This window comes from Candidatus Binataceae bacterium, from assembly GCA_036495685.1.
Taxonomy (GTDB): Bacteria; Desulfobacterota; Binatia; order Binatales; family Binataceae; genus JAFAHS01.
On sequence record DASXMJ010000042.1, the window covers coordinates 1 to 23,566 of the forward strand.

Consider the following 23,566-nt stretch of genomic DNA (forward strand, 5'->3'; position numbering starts at 1 on the left):
GCCTTCTCAAGCCCCATCGCGATGGCCTTGACCAGCGGGCGGGAGCAGGGAACCGCGATCCTGCTGCCCGACGGAAATGTGCTCGTCGCGGGTGGATTTACTCGCTCCGCGACCGGCGCGCTAGCGGCGACTAACACCACAGAGTTGTTTCTGGTTGCCAGTGGTGCTTTTCAGTTTCCGCGTTCTACAACAACCAAAACGACCATGAATGTCGCGCGTGCCAATATGACCGCGACCCTTGCACCGAACGGCAATGTTCTCATAGCGGGGGGCGATTCAGCCGTTGGCGGCGGGGGCTTCTTAAGCACCGAGGTGTACTCCGCGAGTACCGATACGTTCGCGGCAACGAACACGGTCTCGCTCTCGTTTGAACGAGCGTTCGCCACAGCTGCCCTGCTTACCAACGGTCAGGTGCTGATCGCCGGTGGACTAGTCCCTTCGGATGGGACGGGCGGGACGACCAATACCACCGATCTCTACACGCCTTAGGCAACGAACGTTTGTGCCACGATTCAGTTGACTTGCAGCGATGTCAGATCCGCAGCGTGCTGCCGTCTGGAACCTGTGCGACATCCCTTTGTGGTTTTTTTAACTTTTGGACGGAAACTGAATCTACACTCTGCCACAATGCAACGTGGGTATTTCTGCGGTAGCTTGCGGCGCGGGGAATCATCGAGGAATTTAAATGGCATCGCGGCCTTGGAATTTGCTGGTTCCGATCATGCTCGCCGCGGCGAGTTTGGTCTTGACCTCGGCATGCGACCCGTGTCCGAAGTGCACCGCGAAGAGGACGCCCACGCCGACGCCGACCGTGGTCCCGACTCTTACGCCGACGCCGACCACGGTCCCCACTCTTACACCGACGCCGACTGTGGTCCCGACTCTTACTCCCACCGTGACGGTCACAGCGACCGCGACTGCCACAACGACGGCGACGGCAACCCCTACCGCGACCCCCACGGTGTCACTGAGCGGCAACGTTTTTCAGGGCCCGATGGTGGGATCGACAGTCGAAGCGGTCAACGTGAACCCGGCCAACGGAACCAACAGCGGATCACCCATCGGAACGGCGACCACGAACGCTTCCGGAGGCTACACCATCACGATAGCTCCGCCCCCTACGGGCCCGGTGAGGATCGAGGTCGCGGGGGGCACGTTCGTGAGCGAGCAAGATGGCACGACTATTACTACTCCCACTCCACTGACCGTACTGCTGCCGTCGCTACCCGCAGGAACCGTGAGCGTGGACCTCAATCCGCTGACCCTGTTCATCGATCTGGTAACGATAGCCGACATTGGGCAGGGCATGCCCTTTAGCACCGCTCTCAACACTGCGACTGCAAAGGTTGAGGCCATCTACGGCTTGGTCAGCAATCCCAACACGCTGACGCCGAACTATACCGCCTCCGGGGTCGGAACTGATGCGGGCAACCTGGGACTGATCCTGGGTGCGCTCATCAACGAAGATCAGCTGTTATGCCCGAGCGCTCCGGGCGGTTTGGCGCTGTCGCTCGCGACGGATCTGACCGACGGGGTCTTTGATGGCAAGGCGTTCGGCGCTCCAGTTTCGTATTGCGGCAGCGGGACGCTATCCGCGATCGCCGGGACGTCGAGCTTCCAGGACGCGCTGGCCGGGCTTTACGGGTTGCAACTAACCACCCGGGGGTTTGTCTTCGGGGGTCCCAACAACGTGCTTACGCTCAACGGGGTTACCCCGTTGCAGACGAGCACGGGCGTCGCGAACATCAATTCGAGCATCATCAAGGCCACCACGGTCACCAACACGATCGCCGCGGGACCCACGCTGGGAACTGGCCAGGACCGGGCAGGAGCGACCGCGACGCTGCTTCAGAATGGCATGGTCCTGGTCGCCGGTGGCAGCAGCACGAGCTCGGGAATTCGCGCCGACGCGGTACTTTACAATCCCGCTAGTAACACGTTTTCGACACTCACGAGCCACTTGTCCACGTCCCGTGAGTTTGCTACCGCGACGCTCCTGCCCAACGGCAAGGTTCTGATAGCAGGTGGGCTGGACGGGCCTGGAGATAGTCCAGTCACGCAGACGACAGACATTTTTGATCCGACCACCGACACCTTTATCCAAGGACCGACCATGTCCAGCGCACGGGAGCATGCAGCTGCGGTCGCGCTAAGCAACGGCACGGTGTTGATCGCGGGGGGTGACTCGGGCAGCGGCGCCAACGCGCTAAGCAGCACCGACATCTACAATCCCTCCACCAACACCTTCAGTAGCGGGCCTGCGATGAATCATGCGCGGACTCAATTGATGGCTACCACTCTTTACACTGGAGATGCCCTGTTCGCAGGTGGCGAGTCTGACGGCACTTCCGATAATACAGCTGAAGCCTACAGTTTGAAGAACAACACCTTCTCGAATCCCATTGCGATGGCCAACGGCGGGCGCGAGGATGGAACCGCAACTCTGTTACCCAGCGGGAACGTACTAATTGCCGGAGGGTTCACCGTCACACCTGATAGCAGCCCGCAGTCGCTGAAGAGCACCGAGTTGTTCCTTGCTGTGAGCAATGTGTTTCAGTCTCCACGCGCGGTTTCTATGAATGCGGCACGGGATGACATGACGGCGACGCTTACGCCCAGCGATACAGTGCTGATAGCGGGTGGCGATCAAGCCACTGCTGCGGCAAGTCTGAGTAGTACTGAACTGTACTTTGCGAACAGCGACACTTTCGCACCAGTCGCAAATACTGTGTCGCTGTCGGTTGGCCGGGTGTCGGCGACCGCTACGCTCCTTCAAAATGGTCAAGTCCTTATCGCGGGAGGTTTCAACGGCACTTCCACAAGCGCATCCTCGGGCACCACGAATACAACCGACCTGTACACGCCGTAGGAAGCGTTCGTGCTTCGCCAATGCGGCTAGGCGATGGGCGAGGGAAACGTTCAAACCACAAAAGCAGCGGTCGTCCAGACCTGTTCGGTGAGTCCTTTAGGGTTTTTGAGAGAAAACGGAATCGGGGCAGGCGAAAAAACCAAGGCCCAAGCCTTAGCTTCGGGTTTCGATTCGGAAGAGAAAAATACCTAGCGGGTGAGTAGCTCGGCTATCTGGATGCCGTTTAGCGCGGCTCCCTTGCGGAGCTGATCGCCGCTGACCCACAAGTTCAACGCATTAGGATTGCTGATGTCTTCGCGGATGCGCCCGACGAGGCAATCATCCTGGCCCTCGGCGAAGATCGGCATCGGGTAGCGTTTGAGCGCCGGGTCGTCGACCACCCGCAACCCGGGGAAGCGACTGAACAGCTCACGCGCCTGGTTCGCGCCAACCTTCGTTTCGGTCTCGGCGTTGATCGAGATCGAGTGCGCCGTGAAGACTGGCACTCGCACGGTAGTCGGCGCGACCAGAAGATCGGGAGCGTTCAGGATCTTGCGCACTTCGTTGACCAGCTTTATTTCCTCGCCGGTGTAGCCGCTCTCAAGGAATTTGTCGATGTGCGGAATGAGGTTGAAGGCGATTTGATGTTGAAAGAACTCCGGCTCGATCGCTTCGCCCTTCGCCCAGGCGAGGACCTGTTTGCGAAGTTCCGCGACGCCGTTGACCCCCGCTCCCGATACCGCCTGAAAGCTGGTGGCAACAACCCGCTTGAGGCGCCCCGCGTCGTGGAGCGGTTTCAGCGGCATCACGGTCACAATGGTTGTGCAATTCGGGCAGGAGACGATTCCTTTGTGAGTTCTGGCCGCCTCGCCGTTGATTTCCGGCACCACCAGCGGGACATCGGGATCCATCCTGAAGGCGTTCGACTTGTCGACTACCAGCGCGCCGGCCTTGACCGCGAGCGGGGCGAACTCGCGCGCTTGCTCGGTGCCGGCAGAGAACAGGGCGAGGTCGATTCCCTTGAACGAAGCCGCGGTAAGCGCTTCGACCGCGATCGATTCGCCCGCGAATGAAACCTTCTTTCCGGCGGATCGTGCGGAGGCGAATGCGCGCAGATCGCGAACTGGAAAGTTGCGTTCATACAAGAGCTTGAGGGTGGTCTGGCCGACCGCACCGGTCGCCCCCACCACCGCAATTCTTTGTCCGCTTGCCATGGCCGGTTTTGCCCTGCAGCTCGGTTGCCCAAGTGCTGCGCGAATAGCGTATCGGCCTCCTGCTTGTCAGTCTAGCTTGTGATCTTGGTTTAGACTTGGTCGAGCAGCCAACCAGACACGGTCTGGTACAACTCGTCGCCAAAGCCGGTGAAACGATGGTCTGCGCCAGCCAGGAGCCTCAGGGTTTTGGGCTCCCGCGCGCGTTCGTAGATCGCTTCCGACGATTCATGAGGCAAGATGGTGTCCGCGGTTCCGTGCACCAAAAGCAACGGCCGCGGTGCAAGATCCGCAACGACGTGCGCGCCGGCGAGTTGACTCGAAAGTGCGACCACGGTGGTGATAATCGGCGCCAAGGTACCGGCATTGATCGCGACCGCGCCGCCGAAAGAGTGACCTATCAGCGCCGCACGTCCGTAATGGATCGCGCGCAAGAAAGACAGCCCCGCCAACGCGTCGAGCATGCACTCGCCGAACTCATTCGGCTCGCGGTAGTCGATACGCGCGATCGCGATTCCGGCACCTGGAAGTTCGCGGCCCAGCCGCGGGTACAACTTGGATGGCCCGTCGACGCCGCCGATCGCGCCGCTGACACAGAGCGTCGCGCGGTCGGGCTCCGCGGCCGGATGAAAAATCATCGGGATCGGTCCGCGCGTCGTGTTGATGATCAGGTGTTGCGCGCCGTCAATCTCCGCCGCGGACTCAACCCCGAGGATCTTGAGGCCGATCTGATCGCTCATCGAAGGTTTCAGCGCGACTCGCCGCGCCGCGGCTCGTCGAGGCCGGGATCGGTCGAGTGACCGAGCATGCGCAATCCATAGCGAACCATCGCGGCCAGACGCTCGATCCGGCTCAGCAGCTCCGCTTGCTCCGCGGGTGGCGCTTCGACCAGCGCCTGTGCGGCTGCGGCCAGACTTGCCTTGAGAACTTCGACCGCCCGCGTCAGATCTTCGTGAGTGGGCGGGCGACTGCGCCGACGTTCCGCCAGCGCTTCCGCGAAATCGATGATTTCAGCCATTGCGATCGCTTGGCCACGATTATCTCGCATCGCTGCGCAGTATCCAATCCGTACGCGCCAACGCGTATCGCGGCCAACGCTGCTAGGTCTGCTCTTTAATTTCGTGGCGCAATGACTACGGCGACGAGGCTTCTCACCCCCGACGACTCGTTCGAGAGGAGGGGGGCTGCTCTTTCACTCGGACGGGGGATTTGACGACGCTCATTCGCTCCCGCTCAGGGGAAAGCTCGCGAGCCGTTCGTACGTGGAACCGTTCGATGACAGGTGGCTACGATACAGGGCAATCTCGCCGACCCTCGACTCTCCAAACTCGCTCTGGTTTGCCGCCTGCAATCGCCCAAGCAGGCTTCTGACCCTGCGCGCGTCGCGGATGCGCGCGATGGTCAAATGCGGCGCCCAGGGCCGCTCCGCACGCTTGAAGCCCAGGTGCGCCGCGGCCTCTTCGATTTGGCTCGCGAGGCAAATCAGCGCCTGCGACTCAAGCCCCGTCCACAACACGCGTGGGCGGCGCAAGTTCGGAAAGGCGCCGATGCCGCGGGTACGAACTTGAAACACGGCTGCAGCGTTGCCGACAGCTGCGACGGCTTCGGCCAGCGGAACAAGCCTTGCAGAATCAATCGCAGCCCCGAGAAATTTCAACGTCACATGCAATTTGTCGCGTCGCGCCCAGGCGACGCCGTCGTTGGGTGCGCGCAACTCCTCGATAAAGCGATAGATCGCCGCTTCGACTTCATCACCGACCCGAATCGCGAGAAAGGTTCGGACCTTGGCCGGGAGCGAAGCGAAGCTCTGCTCAAATCGGGTCACGAAAGCCGCGAACACGCGCGCGAGCGTGGCTGCCTATTTGTCCAGCTCCCACTCGACCAGGGGCAGGCGGTCGTTGCCGAAAAACATCACGCCGTCCACGAAAATCGAGGGTGAGCCGAAACCACCGCGCTCGATCAACTGCTCGGTATTGGTGCGCAGTCTGGTCTTGTAATCGGCGGAGGCAATCTTCGTGAAGTATTCCTTTTCGTCGAGACCGACCTCGCGCACGATGTCGCGCAATACTTCGTCCTGACTGATGTCGCGATCGGCGCCCCAATAGCTTTCAAAAACCCGCCGCGAGTAGGGCGAGATCTTTCCATGCTCTTCGGCGACGAACGCGCCGCGCATGGCTTTGACCGAGTTCACCGGAAAGACCGACGGATTGCCGATCTTGAGTCCGTAGAAGCGCGCCCAGTCCTGCAGATCCTTCGAATAGTAGCGTGCCTTGAGTTTTACCGGGTTGGCGCGGCTTTCGTACACGCTGGGATTGACCGTGTTGAAGACCCCGCCGACCAGGAACGGCCTCCACAGCAGGTTGCCGTTGTGGCGACGCGCCACGTCTTCGATCTTGCTAAAGGCCAGATAGGTCCAGGGGCTCGAGCAATCGTAGAAGAATTCCAGTTTCTTTCCCACTTGAGTTTCCTCGCCTGTCGCAGCATAGAAGAGCGCACCGCGGGAGGGCCAGTCCCCGAGGCTCGGGTCAACTATTCCTCCTGTACCGGCGGCGGCCCGTCGATTTGCACCAGGTCGGCGCGGATCGTGCCGACATAGGTCGCGGCTTCTACGCGCAGGGGCAGATGCCCCTTGTCGGCGCTAATCCAGAGGGTGGTTTCGCGGGCCTGCCTGCGAAGCTTCCCGTCGCTCAGGTAAACGATGCCCGGTGAGACCTTGAGCGCATCGTAGGAACCAACCGGTACCACCACCCGTTCCCTGCTCTCCACGTTGAAGTCGAAAACGTAACGATTGGTGCCGGAGAACACATCGAACAGAAGCCGGCGGCCGGGAGCGAGGTCCTGACTAAGCGCCATCATGGCACCAGAAATAGGCCCAAACGGATCGCTGGAAATGAATTCACGGATCTCGGTTCCGTTGTGGTTTTTTTTGGTCGAGACAACCAGATTGCTCTTGTCATCGAAGGTGATGGTGTACTCATTGGCACGTTGGTTCTCTCGCTGAACCTGATAGATGTCTTGCGCCTTGAGTGAGTCGACCGCCACCCGTTCGCGCATATAATCGCGCATGTGGAACAGCAGGTCGACGACCTTGTTGGTCTCGATCCAGGCCTCGACATTCCACAGCGAAGGGTCCTTCTTGTTGCGGTGCAGCTCAAACCATCCACGCGCCGCCGGAATTCCCAGCCACGAGGCTTCATAGACCAGCCGCTCGCCATCGTGAAACGGGAAAAAGCCGGGAGTGTAGCTGGGCACTTTCAGATCGGCGGGCAGCGTGAGCGGGGTCGGTGCGGCCGCAGGCTCGCGCCGACGCATTTTTCCATACCAAGCAATTGGGCGATTTTCGGGTGTACCCGAGTAGTCGGCCGCGCCAGAGCGAAGTGCCCCCACCACCACCGCTGCGGTCAGCCAAACGAATAGTACGAGAACCTTGATTTTGCGTGCTTTGTGCACCCTTCCGGACCAACGCTTGCTTGCAATCAAGATCACGATCGCGAATAATTCTGACCTATCGCGGAGGGCTGGGAAATGTCGAAGAGCCGGTTTATTTTCGCCGCGGCGGCAATCTGTGCAATCGCCGTGGCGCTGCCCGCTACGTCGCGTGCGCAATCGGGTGAGAGTTACGGTGGTCAGGGACTGGGTAGCGCGCTCGCCAACAGCCCGATGATGCACCAGGGACAAGTCAAGGCGGGCATCGACGACATTACCTCGCGCGCCGACAAGGAATCTACTTTCAAGATTGTCAAAGATGTGAAGCTAGGCTTGAAAGATGCCGACCCAAACGTGCGCGTCCAGGAACTTAACAAGTTGCGCGACGTCCAGGATCCTGATGCCGATCGGCTTTTGATCGAATACCTTGCCGACCCCGACATTCGTGTGAAGATGAAAGACCTCGACCTGCTCGGTTATCGTGAGACCAATTCGGCGGTCGAGCCAATCTCGCAGATGCTCTTCTTACGTTCCACCGAACCTGCGGTGCGCTTGCACGCGGTCGCTGCACTGGGCCGAATCGGCGATGCGCAGGGCGCCCTTCCGATCATGCAGTACCTGCAGGAGGAGACCGACGATCAGGGTCGGGGAACCGCGGTCTTCGCGCTTGGCGAAATCGGCAACGACAAGGCGACGCCCGTTCTGATCAAGTTGACCGACGACGATCCGAGCCCGATGGTGCGCCGGCTGTCTAAGGAAGCGCTGCAGAAGATCGACGGAGAGCTGCCGAGGCAGAATGCCGAATCCGAGGTTGCGCAGAGGAAGCCCGGCGGCGGCGTCACGCCCACTGACCAGAAGCTGGCGAAACTCCGCCAAGTCGATCAGCAGATCCAGAACATGTCTCGGTAGGAAGACCTGAAATCCACGGGTTCAGGGAGCCGCGCGCGGGATTCCAGGACCCATTCACCTGCAGAACTGCTACCCGCGAGCGAGCCACTGGCCCGCAAGAACCCCATCTCCGCACCACTTCCCGTTTTCAATCAGGGCACGTCCGTTGAGCAGCACGTAATGGATTCCCAACGGGTGCTGGTCGGGTACCCGGGAGTCGGCCGCGCAGCCGATGGTTGCAGGATTGAAGATACAGAGATCCGCAGCGAAACCCTTACGCACCAATCCCCGTTCCTTCAGATGCATTCGCTGGGCTGCCATTCCGGTCATCTTGTAGATGGCATCTTCCAAACTCAAAAGGCCCAGCTCGCGGACGTAGTAGCCCAGGATTCGTGGATAGGTGCCGAAGCTCGCGGGATTATGATGCCCGCGCGAAGTCAGGATGGTGTCCATCTCGAAAGCGTTTAGGCGATGGCTCATCGCCGCGCGCAATGCTTCCTCGTTGCCCTGGTCATCGCCGCTGTACAAATGATTGAGCACGCGAGCGCGAGTTCCGCTCTCTCGCGCAATCGTCAGATACGCCTCGACCGGGTCGAGCTTCAGTACATCGGCTATTTCGCCGAAGAATTTTCCTTCCAGGTGAGCCAACTCGGGCTTGACCGCCCACATCAGCTGCACGCCTTCCGCGATGAACGCGCGCAGCGGCTGAAATCCGTTGCGCAACTGCGTCCAGCCGTCGGTGCGGTCCAGCAATTCCTCGAGGCGAGGTTGCGACCACGCGGGGAAAATCACCCGAATGGTCGTGTTGCCGCAGGTGTAAGGGAAGGTGTCGAAAGCGACGTCGACACCGTCACTCGCAGCACGTTCGATGTCCGCCAGCGTGTCCGTCGCTGTGGGCCAGGTGCGCCGGCCCACGAAGATCAGGTGCGAAATCTGCAGTGGCACGCGCGCCTCCCGCGCGACCTCAACCATCTCGCGCACGGCGAGCAGATTGTGCGGAACTTCGCTCTCAAAGAAGAGCGAGCGGGTCGAGTACGCGCGCAGATGCGAGGTCAGCACCCCGCCCGCGGCGCCGACAACCCGAGCCATGGCGGCCAGCTCCTTGGGCTTCGCGATCATGCCGGGAAAGTAACCGAGCCCGGTCGACAGGCCGACGGCGCCATCGGCCATCGCGCGCTCGAGCATTGCCTGCATCTCGCGAAGTTGCTCAGGTGACGGCTCGCCCGCGTCCGCGCCCATCACGCACAGACGAATGCTTCCGTGGCCCGCGAGCTGTGCCATGTTGAGTGCCATGCCCTGGCGCTTCAGGTGCGTGCCGAACTCGGAGAGCTCCTGCCAGTTCCACGCGAACTTGCCCTCTGACAGCATCTGACCCGATTCATCGAGCATGTGGCGCGCCTGCGAACGAACCGGTGCAACCGAAAACCCGCAGTTCCCGCCGACGAAGGTGGTGACGCCCTGCATCAGGAAAGGCTTGAGAATCGCGGCGTGTTCCGGAATCGGCGCGACCCAGTCCGAGTGGGAGTGCAGGTCTATGAACCCTGGCGCGACGACGAGGCCGCGCGCGTCGATTTCCCGCAGAGCGTTGACCCGTTTGGATTCTTTATCGGCGATCACTTCGGCAATTCGGCCTGCGTTGATCCCGATGTCGGCCTGAAAGCGCGGCGCCCCGGAGCCGTCGACGACAGTGCCGCCGCGCACGATCAATTCATATTCCATGCGGGCATCTTCGCGTCTTGGACGGGTGCGGCGCAAAGGGGAGGCGAGGCCCGGAGTCCTTTCCCGAGAATCAGCCCCCGGCGCTCGGGCAAAGGCCCCCTCACCAATTTTCAGAGGACACTCGGCGTTAACGACTCAGTCACGACGGCCTCTGTGGATAGGTCGGCGCGATTTAATACGCAGCTAACCGCGCGTTGATGATGCGAGGCGGTGCGCAAGCTAGACTGCAGCACGGTAAGCTCGCAACAGGTGTTAGACGCGGTCCGGATGGAGCCAATGCGAGCCCTCCCCGCGCTCCCTTCGGACGGGGCTGGATCCGTGCTGCTCACGAACCCCTCCCCGCAACGTGCGCAGCGAAACTCCCCCAAAAGGCGACCGCGTCGCCCCACACGGCGCGGTCGCCACCGTTTTCAGTTTCTGATGATCGCCTCCGGCCAGCTCCTCGCTGCCGGCTTCCCCGGAAAGACCTCGGCGACCTGCGCATCGGAGAGCGCAAGATGCGACTGGAGAACGGCCCCAATCGGTTGGCGAAAATCAGTGGCAACCGCGAGGTCACGCTCCTGGTAAAGAGCGGACGTTGCCAGGCCGGGCCATCTGCCATATACCTTGCCGCCCCGCACTGGACCGCCCATTACCCACATCACGTTGCCATGTCCGTGATCAGTTCCGCCGTTACCGTTTTCCTTCACTGTGCGGCCGAACTCCGAAATCACTAGCACCACCGTGTCCTGATACTCTGGGCCGAGCGCCGTTGCAAAGCCGGACAAGCCGGCGGCGAGCTGCGCGAGGTGTGCGGCGAGCTGCCCCTGTGCAGCTCCCTGGCTGACGTGTGTGTCCCATCCGCCAAGTGCCAGAAAGGCGAGCCGGATCGAAGGATCGCGGCGGATGAGACGAGCCAGCCTGCCGGTGTCGTCAGCGAATCCCTGCGGCGAAGGGGCTCCAGCATCTGCCTCGGCCATATCGCGCTGCAAATCCGTCATCAGCTTCGCGCGCGATGCGCGGCCTTCCCGGTAGGCGACGCTCAGTGCGTCCGCGCCGCCGTACAATCGGTCAAATGCCGTCTCGACCATTGGTCGGTCCAGCGGCAAGGGACGCGCGGCGGCGCGTCCGAGCGGCAGGTTGGCGACCGGCAGTTTGCCGCTCAGGATACGCGGCAGAGTCGGTCCAAGACTGAGGGCCTCGGTGGGAGCGTGTCCTCCGGGAAGCTGCGCGAGTACCCGATTCAGCCATCCGTCGTGCGTGCTCTTGATGCCTGGGGTGCCACTCTCCATGTAGTCCTGCGCATCGAAATGCGAACGCGTTGGATCGGTCGAGCCGCACGCGTGCACGAAAGCGAGAGTCCGTTCGTTCCACCGCGGCATCATCGGGGCGAGCGCCGGATGCAATCCGAAAAACCCATCGAGGTCGCGTACTCCGCCCTCGGCGTTGAGTCTTCCGATTGCGATGGTCGGACGCGCATCGTAGTAGGCGGGCTCGGCGTGAGGCACCACCACGTTGAGTCCATCGACCGCGCCACGAAGAAAGACCACGACCAGCCGGCCTTTGCGATCGGCGCTCGCGCCTGCTGCCCACGCATGCGGGCTCAACAGCACGATGCCGGCCGCCGATAGGATCGCCGCGCCACGCATAAATTCCCGGCGCGTGACCCTGCTCTGGTAAGTGCGGGCGCCAGAAACGCCATCCGAGCGGATACCCAGGAGATTTTCATCGATCGGGTTCATGCCTGGAAGCCTCACCTTATCGCATCATGAATTCGGGGCTCCCGAGGACCAGCGCCGCGTGCAGCGGAGGCGGCGCTGCCTCGATAGCCGCGCGGGTCGACGCCGAAAAGGAACCACCCAACGCCTGCACGAGCATGGTCGCATCCGGCGCCGCCATCCGGCTGGGTTTCTCTGGTTGGTAAGTGATTTTGACGCGACCCACCGCGCTGTTTCGCGAAACGACCGAGCGCGCGGATGCGCCCTGGCCAGATTCATCTTCCTCGAACGCGGGTCGATCGAGCGGCAGGTTTCCCGACCCGAACGCGGTCGCAAAGCTGAGCCGCGTCATCATCGCGTCCGGATTGAGCCACGCGTCGCGGGTGTTCGAGTACCCGTTCGGCGTCTGGCAACCGTAAAGCGGCATGCCCAGCAGCTGCATGGTTCCATACAGCGGCCGATAGTTGCTGACCGTGACATCAGCCGCGCGGACGCTCGACACCACGTACTCATAAGGGCTTTTGAATTTCGCGGCGTAGTATCGGCGATCCCAGAATTCCGGGGATGCGAAAATTGCTGCCAAAACGTCGCGAATGTCCCCGTCCGTCTCCAGATACCGAAGCGCTATACGCTCCACGAGCGGTTTAGGAGGGTCGTCTGCCACGAAGTACTGCGCGAGTTGATAGCTCAGGTGCTGCGCGGTAGCCGGGTGGCGCGCCAGGATATCGAGCGCTTCCTCACCTTCCTGGATTCCGGAGCCGGCGATGCGGTTGCCCAGAAAGATTTTGGGGCCAAAGTCGTGGCGGCTTGCCTCGAAGTAGAAGCCGCTTGGGTCAACCGCCATCCGGCGGTCGGGGTTGGACCATCGCGGATGCGGAAGTCGCTGAAACGACGGGAAGTGCTCCTGCCTAAGCGGCCGCCCGCCTTGTCCGGACTGTTGGCCGCGGCCCTTGGGGAGGCCCCAGCCGGTCAGGATATGCGCGAGCGCTATAACGTCCCGCTGCGCGTAGCCGCCATTCACTCCCATCGTGTGGAGTTCCATCAACTCGCGCGCATAATTTTCGTTGATGCCTTCGAACTTCCCTTTGGAGCCCGCGCCGAGCGGCGCGCTGTTCTGCCAGTTGTCGAGATAGAAAAGCATCGCGGGATGCTTGGCGGTCGCGCCGAGCAGTGCGCGGAATTTGCCCAAGGTGTGAGGACGAATCGCGGTTTCCTCGAAGGCGCCGGTCCAGATATTGTCGAGACCCTTCGCGGCGAACACGTTGAAATGGTTGAACCAGAAGGCGGTCATCACCTCCTGCAGCTGGCGAGGGCCTCCGATTGCGCGGGCCAGGCGTGCTTCGACCGCTTCGCGCATCACGATCCGCGCGCGAACCCGCTCGTCCTTGACCGCGGTTTTGAGGGTTGCCGGGTCCGCGCCTCGGTTTTCGCGACGGGCTTGCATGACCGGGAGTTGAAACTCGCGAAATAGCGCGATCGGAGTCATGTGCAGAGTCCGATAGGAGGCGACCTGGCTTACCAGGCTCTCCGCGATTGGTAGCGACTCGGGATGCAGCTGCTCCTGGATGTACCGATCGATGCCTTTGGCATTAAGTCGAGTGACATCTCCGGGACGCGGTCCGAACCCAAGCCGGTTCAGCGCATGAACCGCGCGGTACTGCTCGGGAAGATCACCGACCTCGCGCACGCTCAGAGTCTCCAACCACTAAGTACGAGGGCAAACCAAAGTGGATACGCGCCCGCGGCCACCGACAATCGCTTAGCGCAGCTTTCTCCCGCTGGCGCGTTTTTTTGCCAGCGTGGCAGCGCCTTCGCCGGCGGTCCATTTGACTTGGCGGGCGATTCCATTGAGGATGTCGAGTTCGCGCGGGGTCAGGCCGCTGCGCCCGAAGATTTCCCGCAGCGCGAACATGATGTGATCGGGATTGTCGGCGGGGAGAAACCCGATCTCCACCAGCGCGTCGGCCATCCGGGCGAGCATCGCTTCAACGTCGCGCGCCGCAGCACGCTGCGGCGCGAGCGGTGGTTTCGCGAGTCCGGCGGTCGCAGCCATCCGCAATTCATACGCAACCAGCATCACCGCTTGCGCAAGGTTTAGCGACCGATAGTCATCCGCCGTCGGGATGGTGACCAGTCGTTGGCAGGCTTTCAATTCGTCGTTGCTCAGCCCGTGGTCTTCCGGTCCGAAGACGATCGCGACCCGATTGACCGCCGCCGCGCTTACCAACTCGGACGCCGCGCTGCGCAGCGACACGACGCCGCTGCGATACAATCCCGGGCGGCAGGTCGTGCCGACTGTCAGAGTGCGATCCGCAAGAGCCGCGGCGAGGTCGAGATGGATCGTCGAGGCCGTCAGTACGTCGCCGCCGTGCACCGCCATCGAGGTGGCGGCTCGGTTCCGCGACGACGCCACCGGCGCCACCAGGCGCAGGTCCGTGAACCCCATGTTCCTGAGGGCGCGCGCGACCGACCCGATATTACCCGATTGCATGGGGCGGCAGAGAACGAACGCGATTTGGCGAGCGAGACTCATGGCACGCGAACTCAGGATGGCCGCTTAGCCACCCTGCGGTATATTTCCCACGCTAGACGAAGATAACACGCGCCGGGGATTCATCGACCATGAGGCCTTCGTCGCGCTCCGAGACAATCAGCCCGGAGTATTTGCGAGATCCCGTAAAGCTTCCTTTACTTCCGGCGGGCGCCTCGGCTAGATGAAGCCCTTGGAATGGCGCGCCGGAATCCCTCGGCACAGTGAGGTTCGATTATCGCCCGATTGACACCCGCGGTGAGCCCGATCGTCCGCGTTTCAGAGAAGGCTCAAGGAAGTATGTCCACGGAATTTTCACGAGTCCCGCCAATTTTTCCCGGACCAATTCCATACGGCTGCGGGGCTTCATCCAGTTGATTTGCAACACGACCCGTTCGCCATAATACCGCGTATGGCCGTGCCACGAAGATTCGCTGCGGCGAAATACGAGCAGATTGCCGAATAACGGCTGAATCTCCAACGCGTAGTCGTCCATTCGCGGCGAACGGAGCAGTCTAAGAGAGCCGTCCGGTGATGCCCAGTGCGGGGTCAGATACAACAGAAGAGTCAGTACTTTGCGCCTGATGTCAGTATGGATGTTTCCATCAGCCTCGCCCGACCATCCTCGAACGGAGGCAACCGTACTGCAGGAAATCAGATCGAGAGCGAATTTCTCTTCCATCAGTTGACGAAACGCGGGACCGAGCAGATCATCCAGCAAATCCAGGAATCTGCTTCCGAATTTGAGGCGGTCAAGCGGATGGCTTCCGGTTCCAGAGATTTGAGGCAAGTCCCGCAGTAGGGGCTCCCGGCAGCCGGATGCCACCACGTTCTCACAGAAGAGATGGTCGTACGGTTCGTGACCGGCTTGGGCGCCGCACAGAACTTTTTCGTCCAATACCTTGAACATTGTCGTTGCGTCCCGAGAAGCGAAGCCGCCCAGCCGCCTACCGGTTGTAGCCGGAATTTCTTACCGCGGCCAATACCACTTTCACCCAGTTTGGCAAGCCTCCGGCACCGCGCGTTGACAGTGAGAATCTACTCTGTTTGAGTTCTCGCGGTGATTCAGGCGCGCTCACCTGCCCACACGGTACTCGATGCTCCAGCCGATCCGCCTCGAAAGATACTGATCGTACGGCTGAGTTCGCTCGGCGATGTCATTCAAACGCTGCCCCTGCCAACCGCGATTCGCCGTAACCATCCTGAGGCCAAGATAGGATGGGCCATAGACACGGAACTGGCGAGTGCCATAGAAGGACATCCCCACATCGATTACATCCATCGATGCGACCGCAACCGCTGGGGAAAAGCCCTTTTGAACCCTACCGACTGGTTCGATGTCACTCGTGAAATAAAGGGCTTTATCGGGGAAATTCGCGCCCAGCAATACGAAGTCGCGGTCGATGCGCAAGGGCGCCTGAAGTCGGCGGTCGTTCCTTACGCCGCGCGAATCCCACGCCGGATCGGGTTCGCCCACGGACGCGAATGGAGCGGCCTCTTTTACACGGAGAGGTACGTAACCCGCGGCGAGTATTTCAGCCCGAAGCGGCATCATGTGAGTCACATGCTGGAGCTGTTGAAGGCTATAGGGTGTCAGACTGAGCCTATTTTCCTTGAACTCCCCCCTTCGGACTGCGCGGAAGTGAAAAAGGCGTCCGCAATGTTGCGGGATTTTCGGCAGGCATCGAAGGTGGTTGCGCTAGCGCCCTTCACTCAATGGCCGAGCAAGCGCTGGCCGCTCGAACACTGGCGCCACCTTGCCCGACGGATATTGGCCGAAACCCGCGCCAACGTCGCGGTGATCGGAACCTCGAAGGAAAGGACTCTCGGGGAGGAGTTGATCGCTTCCCTGGGAGAGATGAGTAGCGGGCGCGTTATCAATCTGGCCGGGCTCACTTCTATCAGAGATCTGTACACCCTATTTCCGATGATATCAGTAACGATAGCGGCCGACACCGCTCCGCTTCACGTTGCTACAGCTGCTGGCTGCGCAAATTCAATCGGCCTGTTTGGATCAACTTCTCCTGTTAGATTGGCTCCGCTGGGCCGCGGTAGCGCTCTGCTTCTGTTGGCAAAAGCCGACCTTCCCTGTAGGCCTTGCCGCCAAACGGTATGCCGGTTCGGAACCACCGAGTGCATGCGCCGGATCAGTCCAGACGAGGTTTATGCGGAATTGGTGAAACGCCTTGAAGCTGCCTGATTCTTCTCTCCGGCGTACTTCGGCGCAGTTCAGGACGCCGCAGGCAGGCCCTTTTGCGTGTTCTCCAAAGGCGAAATCTGCTCAGCGAACAGTCGCCTGAAAACAGCGCACGAACGAAGCAGCTCCGTCGGAGAATCGACGCCTACGACTCGGCCGTCATTCAAAACCACGACGCGCTGAAAGCGGCTCAACGTTGCGAACCGATGGCTCATGACCAGAACCGTGCGCCTGGCAAGCCACGACTGCATGCGGATGAAAATTGAATGCTCGGTCTCGCTGTCGAGAGCGCTGGTAGCCTCATCCAGGATCAATACCGCTGGGTCGCTTAAAATCGCGCGGGCGAGAGCAATTCTCTGATACTGACCACCCGATACGTTGCTGCCGCTTTCTTCAAGATGGCTTTCGAGCCCACCCGGGAGTGACGCAACAAATTGATCGAGTCCAGCAAGCGCAACAGCTTCCTCGATTTTGTTGCGGGGAACCAGGCTACTCGGGTAGGTGAGGTTTTCAAGCAGCGATCCGCTGAACACGAACGGTTCTTGCTCTACGAGGCAAATCTTGCGGCGCACGTGGGACAGCTTCGCGTGGGCGAGCTCGACTCCGTCGAAAAGAATACGGCCGGCGGTTGGTTCGATAAACCGCATCAGCAGGTTCGCTATCGTACTTTTTCCTCCTCCGCTGGCGGCGACGATCGCTATAGTCTGGCGCGGTGCGATCGAAAGATTGAGATCGCAGAGAACGTCCGCTCCATTCGGGTATGCGAATCGGACCCCTTCGAAACGTATCGCCCCAAGCACTTCGTTGGGCAACGGCATGGTGCCCTTTTGCTCGAGGCCGGGGAGATCGATGATTTCAAAGACTCGGGCTGCCGCGGCGAGTGCGTGTTGAAGCAAGCCCTGAACCTCAGACATTCGCCTCAACGATTCCATCGCCTGAACACCACAGAGGCAGAAAAGTATCAATGAGCCGATGGTCTTTCGTCCCGAAACAACCTGGGCGGTGCCGAACCAGGCCACGGCGAGCAGTGCCGCACTCGCGACTACAAGGGCCGCAGTTTCCATGAGCGCAAGCCAGAACTCGCTACCCAAGACTTGCTCACGGTACTGGAGGCTTTTCGCCGCGAAGCGATCCCGCTCCAGCGCTTCAGATTGAAAGCCCTTGATGGTGGTGATGCCACGCAGCTGTTCCGTGGCCAGCGCGCTAAGCAATCCCAATTCTCGCCGCGCTTGCGCGCTGCGTCGGCGTGCAAACCTTCCAAAATAAGACAAGACGACTCCGACTAACGGACCAGCCAGGGCCAGGATCGGCGCAAGTCGCCAGTCCAATCGGAACAGGAGCACGAGATCCCCAATAAGGACGATGCTTTCGCCGACACATTTCTGCAGAATCTCGTGCATGAACTGGCCCAGCACCCCGGTGTCGTTTGACAACCGTGAAACCAATTCTCCGACCCGGAAGCGCCTGGCGGCAGAAAGCTCGATTTGCAGCAGGCGGTGCTGAGCTCGATCGCGAAGATTCTGAACGAAGCGCTGTTCAAAGCTCTTCAGCAGATAGCGCGAGGAAAAAAGCCCGATCATCAGCGAAAGCATCGTTGCGCTTCCCCGAGCGATCAGAGCCATTAGCGCATGGTGATCACCGGTCCTTAACGGTCCATCAGCCCACGATTTGGCAAGCCAGATGAGGTAGACTCGGGCGCCTCCCACACACGCCAGGGCAATCGCGATGGTCAGCAAATGTCCGGGGAAAAATAGGCATTCTCTCAGCATCTGCTCGAGCGTCCGCCCGACTGGAGGGTCCTCGAAGCTCGGGCCGTGGTTTTCCATTCTCTTACCCGCGGGGGTCAAGAGCGCGGCGAAGAACTTGCGCAACTGAGGAACGGTGTTCAATAGCTTGTGTCCATAGGCGGTCGCACGGTCGAAATCCACGGAAGAAAACACTCATATCCATGGTTTTCCTGATACTCGGAAATTTTACGATTAGTGAACAGGCCCAAATGAAGAAAGCGCCGGAGTTGTTTTAAGCTCCGCGAGCAGCCAACGTCCCGAATCGGCCGCAGTTCGCCAAGACGAGAGCGGCAATGAGGGTCCTAACCGGGGCGCAGATCGTGGCATAATTCACTCGCTATTCGGTCGTCGCTGCGCCGACAAGGCGCTCCATTACCATGGCTGGGGCAACCTCCGGTAAGAGAAGTGCCTTGGGCGGAATGACCAAAGACTGCTCCAGAGCGAACCTTCCCTCAAGCACGGCATGCGGTACGGCATCGGTGAATACCGCCCAACTTGAACCCGGGGCAAACCGGCGTACCACCGCACGACACTTTTCCCTAAAGCCGGAGTCGTTCTTCATCCGGTCGTGTATCCTGAGCATAGCGCGATCATAGGTACTGCGGTTTGGAAACGGGATCCCAACGCGATGCAACCCCTCTTGAAGCCAGCTGCGCCACCACGCGCGCGATGTTCGCACCGTCGCTCGTACCACGTCCTGAAACCAAGCCTGCTCGGCCAGGACGTGAAAGGGATCGCCCGTCAGCCAGACCCGGTCTTCTGAGGGGTTAAGGTTCGTGAAGAATCGCAAAATCCGCGCCCCACGCATTGGGCGTTTGGGGTAGGCATCGATATGAAGCAGGTCGTTGCGCTGCTTGTGAGGAAGCACTCTTGCGCGCTCTTCGAGGGGTCTGAAACTTGTCAGATCGATGCGCCAGGAGTCACGGTAAGGTTTCAGTATCCGGCCGCAGAATTCGATGGCCTTCGAACTATAGCGCCTCATTTGCTCTTCCGCGGCCAACTGATGCTGCCTGCCGCGAATGCCGCGCACCGTGCCCGACTGCGACGAAAAGCTGAGGTTTTTTCTGTCGAGGCACGAGACGGGAAGGTTCATGAGAATGTCGCGGTCGATTTCCGCAAGGAGAAATTCGGCATCCGCAAACCAAACGATGTGGCCGCGCTCGAGTCGCTCACAGATTTCAAACGGATCGATGCCGCCTTCGGTGGTGCGAATAGGGTCGAACTGCGCCAGGTTGATCGCAGACATGGGGGGCTATTTTTCTTCTCCCATCAGGAACAGCGCCGTCGCGATGGAAGCGAATGCCAGGTTCGGCAGCCATGCACCCGCCCAAGGCGGCAACAACCCGGATTTGGCGAACGCCATCGTGATCGCGAGCATCAGCCAGTACCCTAACCCCATCGCGAGAGCGAGCACAAAGCTCCGCCCTGGTCCACCTGAGCGGGGAACCGGCTCAAGGCTCAGACAGAAGCCGATTGCCGCAAGAATCAGGCTCGAGAATGGCAAGGAGTACTTGAGGTCGCGGAGATTGCGGTATTCGCGAGGATTCTGGCCCATCCGCTCAAGCCCTGAGATAGATCTATTCAGCTCCGACACACTCAGGTCATTGAGGTGGTTCCATTCAGAAAAACTCAGGTCACCCGTATAGGCAATCATCGGCAGGTCGAGGTCGGTTGGAGAAATTTCGAGCGGAGGGGGCTGCGCACCGTTTTCGACCTCTCGACCCTTTACCCGCAACGACCAAGGGTTTGAGAGTTTCCACTCTTGCCCGTTCCACCGCGCAAGCGGAGCCTGGGTTATAGCACTCAGATTCGTCTCTTTTGAAAGGCTGAAGATTTTGACGCCGTGAAGCTCATGGCGGTAGCGATCGTAGCCGTTTGCGAGAATGAAAGAGTTGCCGCTACGAATCCAGGCGGGATGACCGGTAGTCGGTCCTTCTTTGTGAAGCTCGACTATTATGATGGCTTGTGCGCGGCGATTGCAGATAGGCGCTACCGTTTCGGAGATCGTGAAGTCGCATGTTGCAACGAGACCTGCGAGGACGAGTACGGGTAAGGCCATTTGTACGCGGCTCACACCCGATGCCATCCAAGCCACAATTTCGCCCGCCCGGTTCATCCTTGCGAAGCCGAACATCACCCCGACTATCGTTGCGACCGGGAGCAGCTTTGTCAGGTTTCCGGGGATTCGGAGCACCAGATACCTGAGTCCCGGGCCAATGGCATCACTGGAAGTGATCAAATACAGGCGGTCTGCGGTATCTCCGAGAAGGAAGATCAGAATGAACCCCGATACGCAAACCAAAAGCGGCGCGGCTATTGCCTCGAAGAGCAGGCGGAATCGAAGCGAAAGGGCCATGCGCGAAATCAAGAGTCCAACTGCTCTTTGGATGACAACGCCCCAAAATGTTTCGGACGAGGCGAAAAATTGACCAGCCGACCGTCCAAGTCAAACGCCTTTATAAAAAACGGCAAGACAGCGCCGCCGGAAAACACGAGATCAGGAAACGCCGCACTTAAATAGCTGCCCAACACGTTCGCACGCGCCAGCGCATCAGCCGCCTGCATCAAGAGGTAGTACAAGAAGAGAAGTCCCAAAGCTATGGCAAACCTTTCAGAACGTCCCCCGCGAATCGAGGTCATGCCTAATGTTATGCCAAGGAGGGCGAAAGGAAAAATCGCAAACGGCGTGGTCCAGCGCCGTGCCATCTCGATTTCGAGCAGGATGTCCGGCGACCCTGCGCCTCGCGCGGAAGCGATCGCGCCCCGCAATGCGCTGGTGCTCATTTCCAGCGGGGTGACCGCGAGCAACCGGGCTCGGTGTCTGGCCTCGGCCTTGAGATCATATTCGTCGAAACTTACGACACGGCGCGAGTTTTCTCCTGAGTCCTCGCTGAAAATCCAACCGTGCTTCAGGTGCACGAGGAATGTCAGTTCGTGCGGGCTGGGGACTATCAGCCCTTCACGGGCAAAAATCCAGACTGGCGCGCGCGGGTCTCGCCGATCGATGATGAAAACATTCTTCAGAGCGTCGGGAAGTTGCTCATTTCGATCGAGGTAGATGACCAAACCGTCAAGTTCGTCGTTGAAGATTTTTTCCGGCAGTGCCGCTGCCATGCGGGAGCGTGCAGCTTCGAGAAGCTCCAGACGCACGCTGGCGTTGGCGGCGGGAACCACCCGCAGTGCGAACACCATCGCCGGCGTGTAGAGGACCGCCGCTAAAAGCATCACGGGGACCGCGACGCGCCGCATGCTAAGGCCGCAGGCGGCAACAGCCACCAGCTCCGAATCACTGCCGAGTCGGCCGATGCCGAGCAGGGTTCCCAGCAAGACAGCCATAGGCAAACTCATTGCCAGCAGGCTCGGCAATATATGGACAGTCAGAGCGAGGACGGTGGCTACTGAGACCCCTTGATTGAGGATCAACCCCACCAGTGCGAGAAGGCGGGCGATGATCAACATCGAGATGACCAACAGCAGGCTCAACCCGATCGGGATAGCAATCTCGCGCGCCACGTATCGATCGAGGACCCCCGGCCGCCACTCGCGAAAGTAGAAGTCCTTCCGGATTGTGAGCATCACTGGCTACGGTTGAGTTAGGGCTCCTGCAAAATAAATACCGTTCGCGCCGTGTTACGGTGATTGGGAGAAGGACGCGGACCTGAGACCCGCAGATCGATAGCATCTCGAGTCTGTAGGCGGAAGTGGGCGACTTACGCAACGAGGCTTGCTCGCCGAAAGCACATGGGCGCCGAGGCAGCGTGAGCGGACATCATGGTGGCGCGGAATTTTAGCCTTGAACTCTGGTGCGGTTGTCGGGGGGCGATGCCGGCAATTGGGTGTCCTCGCCGCACCCAGCACCTGGTCCACCCAGTCTTGCTGAGCACAGACGTCCACGACAAAATGCTACGTGCGAAGGATCGACCAGGCGTGAGCCCGGGTTAAACTCGCAAGAATGTGGACGTGAAGTTGCCTCTTTCACCGTCACCCAAAAAAATCCTGGTGGCGGTGTTGAACTGGCTAGGTGACCTCGTCATCAGTCTCCCTGCCCTTCGCGCGATTCGCAGGTCATTTCCGGAGGCGCACATCGCGATTTTGGTCAGACGGAATCTCGCGGGCTTTTTCGACGGTTTCTCATGGATAGACGAGATTATCTCCTTCTCCGTCAGACCCGGCATGTCGGGGATAGCTGACCATCTGGCCGTGGTTCGTGCGATCCGGGCGGGGAGATTCGATCTGGCCGTTTTCTTCCCCAAAACGCGCGAATTGGCCGTGTGGGCTATGTTGGCCGGCATACCGCGGCGCGCCGGATACCTTGGGGATCTGCGCGGCCCGATGCTCACCCATAGTGTTCCGCGTCCGCCGGACGTTACTCACGGCTATCAGGTTGACCACTGGCTCGCGATGGTCCGAAACACGATTGGCGCCATCGGGGAAGCTCGAGATAATACCATTGAGCCGCAGGAACAAAACCTGCAATCTATGCGTCGCTGGTTGGACGCGCGCCGCAAACGAAGTTGTTCGCGTCTTATCGCGATTGCGCCGGGCGGCTCGTTTGGCCCCTCCAAGAGGTGGCCTCCCTCATACTTCGTACAGCTTGTCGCCGATCTGGTGGAGAATCACGAGGCTGAATGCGTACTGGTAGGAGTGTCGAGTGAGCGAGCTTTGTGCGAAGAGATCGCGGCAGCATCGCGATGCGACCCGATCATCGCGGCCGCGGAAACCGAAGTAGGGGAGCTTATCGCTCTGCTAGCGCTCTGCGACGGGTTTATAGGGAACGATTCCGGCCCAATGCATGTAGCGGCCGCACTGGGTCGGCCCACTGTAGGAATTTTCGGACCTACCGATCCTGGTCGGACGGGTGCCATGGGTCCAAAGGCGACCTTCTTGTGGGAGCGGCTTGAATGCAGTCCCTGCTTCAAGACCACTTGTCCGTTCGGTCACCAGAATTGCCTGACTCAAATTGTTCCGGCGAGGCCCGTACAGGCACTCCGCTCACTGGCGGGCTGGTGACAAGAGGTGGTTGTTTACCTTGGGGTAGTTTGGGCATCGGACCAGCCAGTATCGCGCAATCCTTGCTGCCAGAGAGCTCGCACAGTGTGTCGCGAAGGGTCGGTGCTATTCATACGATACGCCCCCCCACTCTATCACCGGATCACGATACAATGAGGCCGCGATCCAAATTCCGGCGGCGACTGCGACGAAATCGTAACAGTACGGGAATATGCCGAGACCGCGAATACGGTACCTGTGTGCAGCCGAAATT

General features: G+C 60.3%; 21 protein-coding genes. 5 read left to right on the forward strand and 16 right to left on the reverse strand.

Annotated features, from left to right (window positions below; translation table 11 throughout):
- The coding region (locus VGI36_04800) for a hypothetical protein (protein ID HEY2484441.1) at positions 1-489 on the forward strand (489 nt) is incomplete at its 5' end.
- 192 nt (positions 490-681) lie between these two features.
- Here VGI36_04800 and VGI36_04805 read toward each other — a convergent pair.
- Positions 682-978 (reverse strand): hypothetical protein, encoded by a 297-nt coding sequence (locus VGI36_04805; protein ID HEY2484442.1) that lies wholly within the window; start codon positions 976-978, stop codon positions 682-684.
- Between the two features lie 16 nt (positions 979-994).
- Between VGI36_04805 and VGI36_04810 the strand changes: the two genes are divergently transcribed.
- Positions 995-2,869 (forward strand): kelch repeat-containing protein, encoded by a 1,875-nt coding sequence (locus VGI36_04810; protein HEY2484443.1) that lies wholly within the window; start codon positions 995-997, stop codon positions 2,867-2,869.
- 188 nt (positions 2,870-3,057) lie between these two features.
- On the opposite strand, the gene VGI36_04815 is transcribed toward VGI36_04810, so the two are convergent.
- The 6 genes from VGI36_04815 to VGI36_04840 all read right to left on the reverse strand — a co-directional run bounded on the left by VGI36_04815 (position 3,058) and on the right by VGI36_04840 (position 7,509).
- A complete protein-coding gene (locus tag VGI36_04815) occupies positions 3,058-4,062 on the reverse strand; it encodes an aspartate-semialdehyde dehydrogenase (protein ID HEY2484444.1) in 1,005 nt (334 codons plus the stop codon).
- 89 nt (positions 4,063-4,151) lie between these two features.
- Complete coding sequence (locus VGI36_04820; GenBank protein HEY2484445.1) at positions 4,152-4,799, reverse strand: hypothetical protein; 648 nt, start codon at positions 4,797-4,799, stop codon at positions 4,152-4,154.
- Positions 4,800-4,807: 8 nt separating this feature from the next.
- Positions 4,808-5,077 (reverse strand): hypothetical protein, encoded by a 270-nt coding sequence (locus VGI36_04825; protein HEY2484446.1) that lies wholly within the window; start codon positions 5,075-5,077, stop codon positions 4,808-4,810.
- 201 nt (positions 5,078-5,278) lie between these two features.
- Positions 5,279-5,884 (reverse strand): RNA 2',3'-cyclic phosphodiesterase, encoded by a 606-nt coding sequence (thpR, locus tag VGI36_04830; protein HEY2484447.1) that lies wholly within the window; start codon positions 5,882-5,884, stop codon positions 5,279-5,281.
- Between the two features lie 33 nt (positions 5,885-5,917).
- On the reverse strand, positions 5,918-6,517 hold the full coding sequence (locus tag VGI36_04835; protein HEY2484448.1) for a 2-hydroxychromene-2-carboxylate isomerase: 600 nt from the start codon (positions 6,515-6,517) through the stop codon (positions 5,918-5,920).
- A gap of 71 nt (positions 6,518-6,588) precedes the next feature.
- A complete protein-coding gene (locus tag VGI36_04840; GenBank protein ID HEY2484449.1) occupies positions 6,589-7,509 on the reverse strand; it encodes a DUF3108 domain-containing protein in 921 nt (306 codons plus the stop codon).
- A 75-nt stretch (positions 7,510-7,584) separates the two neighbouring features.
- Here VGI36_04840 and VGI36_04845 point away from each other — a divergent pair, with 75 nt between their 5' ends.
- Complete coding sequence (locus VGI36_04845) at positions 7,585-8,394, forward strand: HEAT repeat domain-containing protein (GenBank protein HEY2484450.1); 810 nt, start codon at positions 7,585-7,587, stop codon at positions 8,392-8,394.
- Between the two features lie 69 nt (positions 8,395-8,463).
- Here the strand turns inward: VGI36_04845 and VGI36_04850 are convergent, their stop codons facing one another.
- The 5 genes from VGI36_04850 to VGI36_04870 form a co-directional block, all read right to left on the reverse strand.
- Positions 8,464-10,092: a D-aminoacylase gene (locus VGI36_04850; protein HEY2484451.1), complete on the reverse strand. Its 1,629-nt coding sequence runs from the start codon at positions 10,090-10,092 to the stop codon at positions 8,464-8,466.
- A 410-nt stretch (positions 10,093-10,502) separates the two neighbouring features.
- Complete coding sequence (locus VGI36_04855) at positions 10,503-11,813, reverse strand: DUF1501 domain-containing protein (protein HEY2484452.1); 1,311 nt, start codon at positions 11,811-11,813, stop codon at positions 10,503-10,505.
- 16 nt (positions 11,814-11,829) lie between these two features.
- Positions 11,830-13,476: a DUF1800 domain-containing protein gene (locus tag VGI36_04860; GenBank protein HEY2484453.1), complete on the reverse strand. Its 1,647-nt coding sequence runs from the start codon at positions 13,474-13,476 to the stop codon at positions 11,830-11,832.
- A gap of 72 nt (positions 13,477-13,548) precedes the next feature.
- Positions 13,549-14,322, reverse strand: a complete 774-nt coding sequence (locus VGI36_04865; GenBank protein HEY2484454.1) for an RNA methyltransferase — start codon at positions 14,320-14,322, stop codon at positions 13,549-13,551.
- 232 nt (positions 14,323-14,554) lie between these two features.
- A complete protein-coding gene (locus VGI36_04870; GenBank protein HEY2484455.1) occupies positions 14,555-15,229 on the reverse strand; it encodes a 2OG-Fe(II) oxygenase in 675 nt (224 codons plus the stop codon).
- Positions 15,230-15,379: 150 nt separating this feature from the next.
- Here VGI36_04870 and VGI36_04875 point away from each other — a divergent pair, with 150 nt between their 5' ends.
- A complete protein-coding gene (locus VGI36_04875) occupies positions 15,380-16,519 on the forward strand; it encodes a glycosyltransferase family 9 protein (GenBank protein ID HEY2484456.1) in 1,140 nt (379 codons plus the stop codon).
- 29 nt (positions 16,520-16,548) lie between these two features.
- On the opposite strand, the gene VGI36_04880 is transcribed toward VGI36_04875, so the two are convergent.
- The 4 genes from VGI36_04880 to VGI36_04895 form a co-directional block, all read right to left on the reverse strand.
- Positions 16,549-18,444 (reverse strand): ABC transporter ATP-binding protein, encoded by a 1,896-nt coding sequence (locus VGI36_04880; protein HEY2484457.1) that lies wholly within the window; start codon positions 18,442-18,444, stop codon positions 16,549-16,551.
- Between the two features lie 196 nt (positions 18,445-18,640).
- Entirely contained in the window at positions 18,641-19,549 is a 909-nt protein-coding gene (locus VGI36_04885) for a Kdo hydroxylase family protein (protein HEY2484458.1), read from the reverse strand.
- 6 nt (positions 19,550-19,555) lie between these two features.
- A complete protein-coding gene (locus VGI36_04890) occupies positions 19,556-20,659 on the reverse strand; it encodes an LptF/LptG family permease (GenBank protein HEY2484459.1) in 1,104 nt (367 codons plus the stop codon).
- An 8-nt stretch (positions 20,660-20,667) separates the two neighbouring features.
- Entirely contained in the window at positions 20,668-21,879 is a 1,212-nt protein-coding gene (locus VGI36_04895; protein ID HEY2484460.1) for an LptF/LptG family permease, read from the reverse strand.
- A gap of 384 nt (positions 21,880-22,263) precedes the next feature.
- On the opposite strand from VGI36_04895, the gene waaF reads away from it, so the two are divergent.
- The gene (waaF, locus tag VGI36_04900; protein ID HEY2484461.1) at positions 22,264-23,313 is read left to right on the forward strand and encodes a lipopolysaccharide heptosyltransferase II; all 1,050 of its coding nucleotides are present in this window, start codon (positions 22,264-22,266) and stop codon (positions 23,311-23,313) included.
- Positions 23,314-23,566: the final 253 nt, after the last annotated feature.

What these genes read in the sequence shown, in the direction of transcription:
- VGI36_04850 (HEY2484451.1), bottom strand. Translation starts at nt 10,092, where the DNA reads ATGGAATATGAATTGATCGTGCGCGGCGGCACTGTCGTCGACGGCTCC.
- VGI36_04820 (HEY2484445.1), bottom strand. Translation starts at nt 4,799, where the DNA reads ATGAGCGATCAGATCGGCCTCAAGATCCTCGGGGTTGAGTCCGCGGCG.
- VGI36_04810 (HEY2484443.1), top strand. Translation starts at nt 995, where the DNA reads ATGGTGGGATCGACAGTCGAAGCGGTCAACGTGAACCCGGCCAACGGA.
- VGI36_04825 (HEY2484446.1), bottom strand. Translation starts at nt 5,077, where the DNA reads ATGGCTGAAATCATCGATTTCGCGGAAGCGCTGGCGGAACGTCGGCGC.
- VGI36_04845 (HEY2484450.1), top strand. Translation starts at nt 7,585, where the DNA reads ATGTCGAAGAGCCGGTTTATTTTCGCCGCGGCGGCAATCTGTGCAATC.
- VGI36_04890 (HEY2484459.1), bottom strand. Translation starts at nt 20,659, where the DNA reads ATGGCCCTTTCGCTTCGATTCCGCCTGCTCTTCGAGGCAATAGCCGCG.
- VGI36_04870 (HEY2484455.1), bottom strand. Translation starts at nt 15,229, where the DNA reads ATGTTCAAGGTATTGGACGAAAAAGTTCTGTGCGGCGCCCAAGCCGGT.
- VGI36_04885 (HEY2484458.1), bottom strand. Translation starts at nt 19,549, where the DNA reads ATGTCTGCGATCAACCTGGCGCAGTTCGACCCTATTCGCACCACCGAA.
- VGI36_04895 (HEY2484460.1), bottom strand. Translation starts at nt 21,879, where the DNA reads ATGCTCACAATCCGGAAGGACTTCTACTTTCGCGAGTGGCGGCCGGGG.
- VGI36_04865 (HEY2484454.1), bottom strand. Translation starts at nt 14,322, where the DNA reads ATGAGTCTCGCTCGCCAAATCGCGTTCGTTCTCTGCCGCCCCATGCAA.
- VGI36_04855 (HEY2484452.1), bottom strand. Translation starts at nt 11,813, where the DNA reads ATGAACCCGATCGATGAAAATCTCCTGGGTATCCGCTCGGATGGCGTT.
- VGI36_04815 (HEY2484444.1), bottom strand. Translation starts at nt 4,062, where the DNA reads ATGGCAAGCGGACAAAGAATTGCGGTGGTGGGGGCGACCGGTGCGGTC.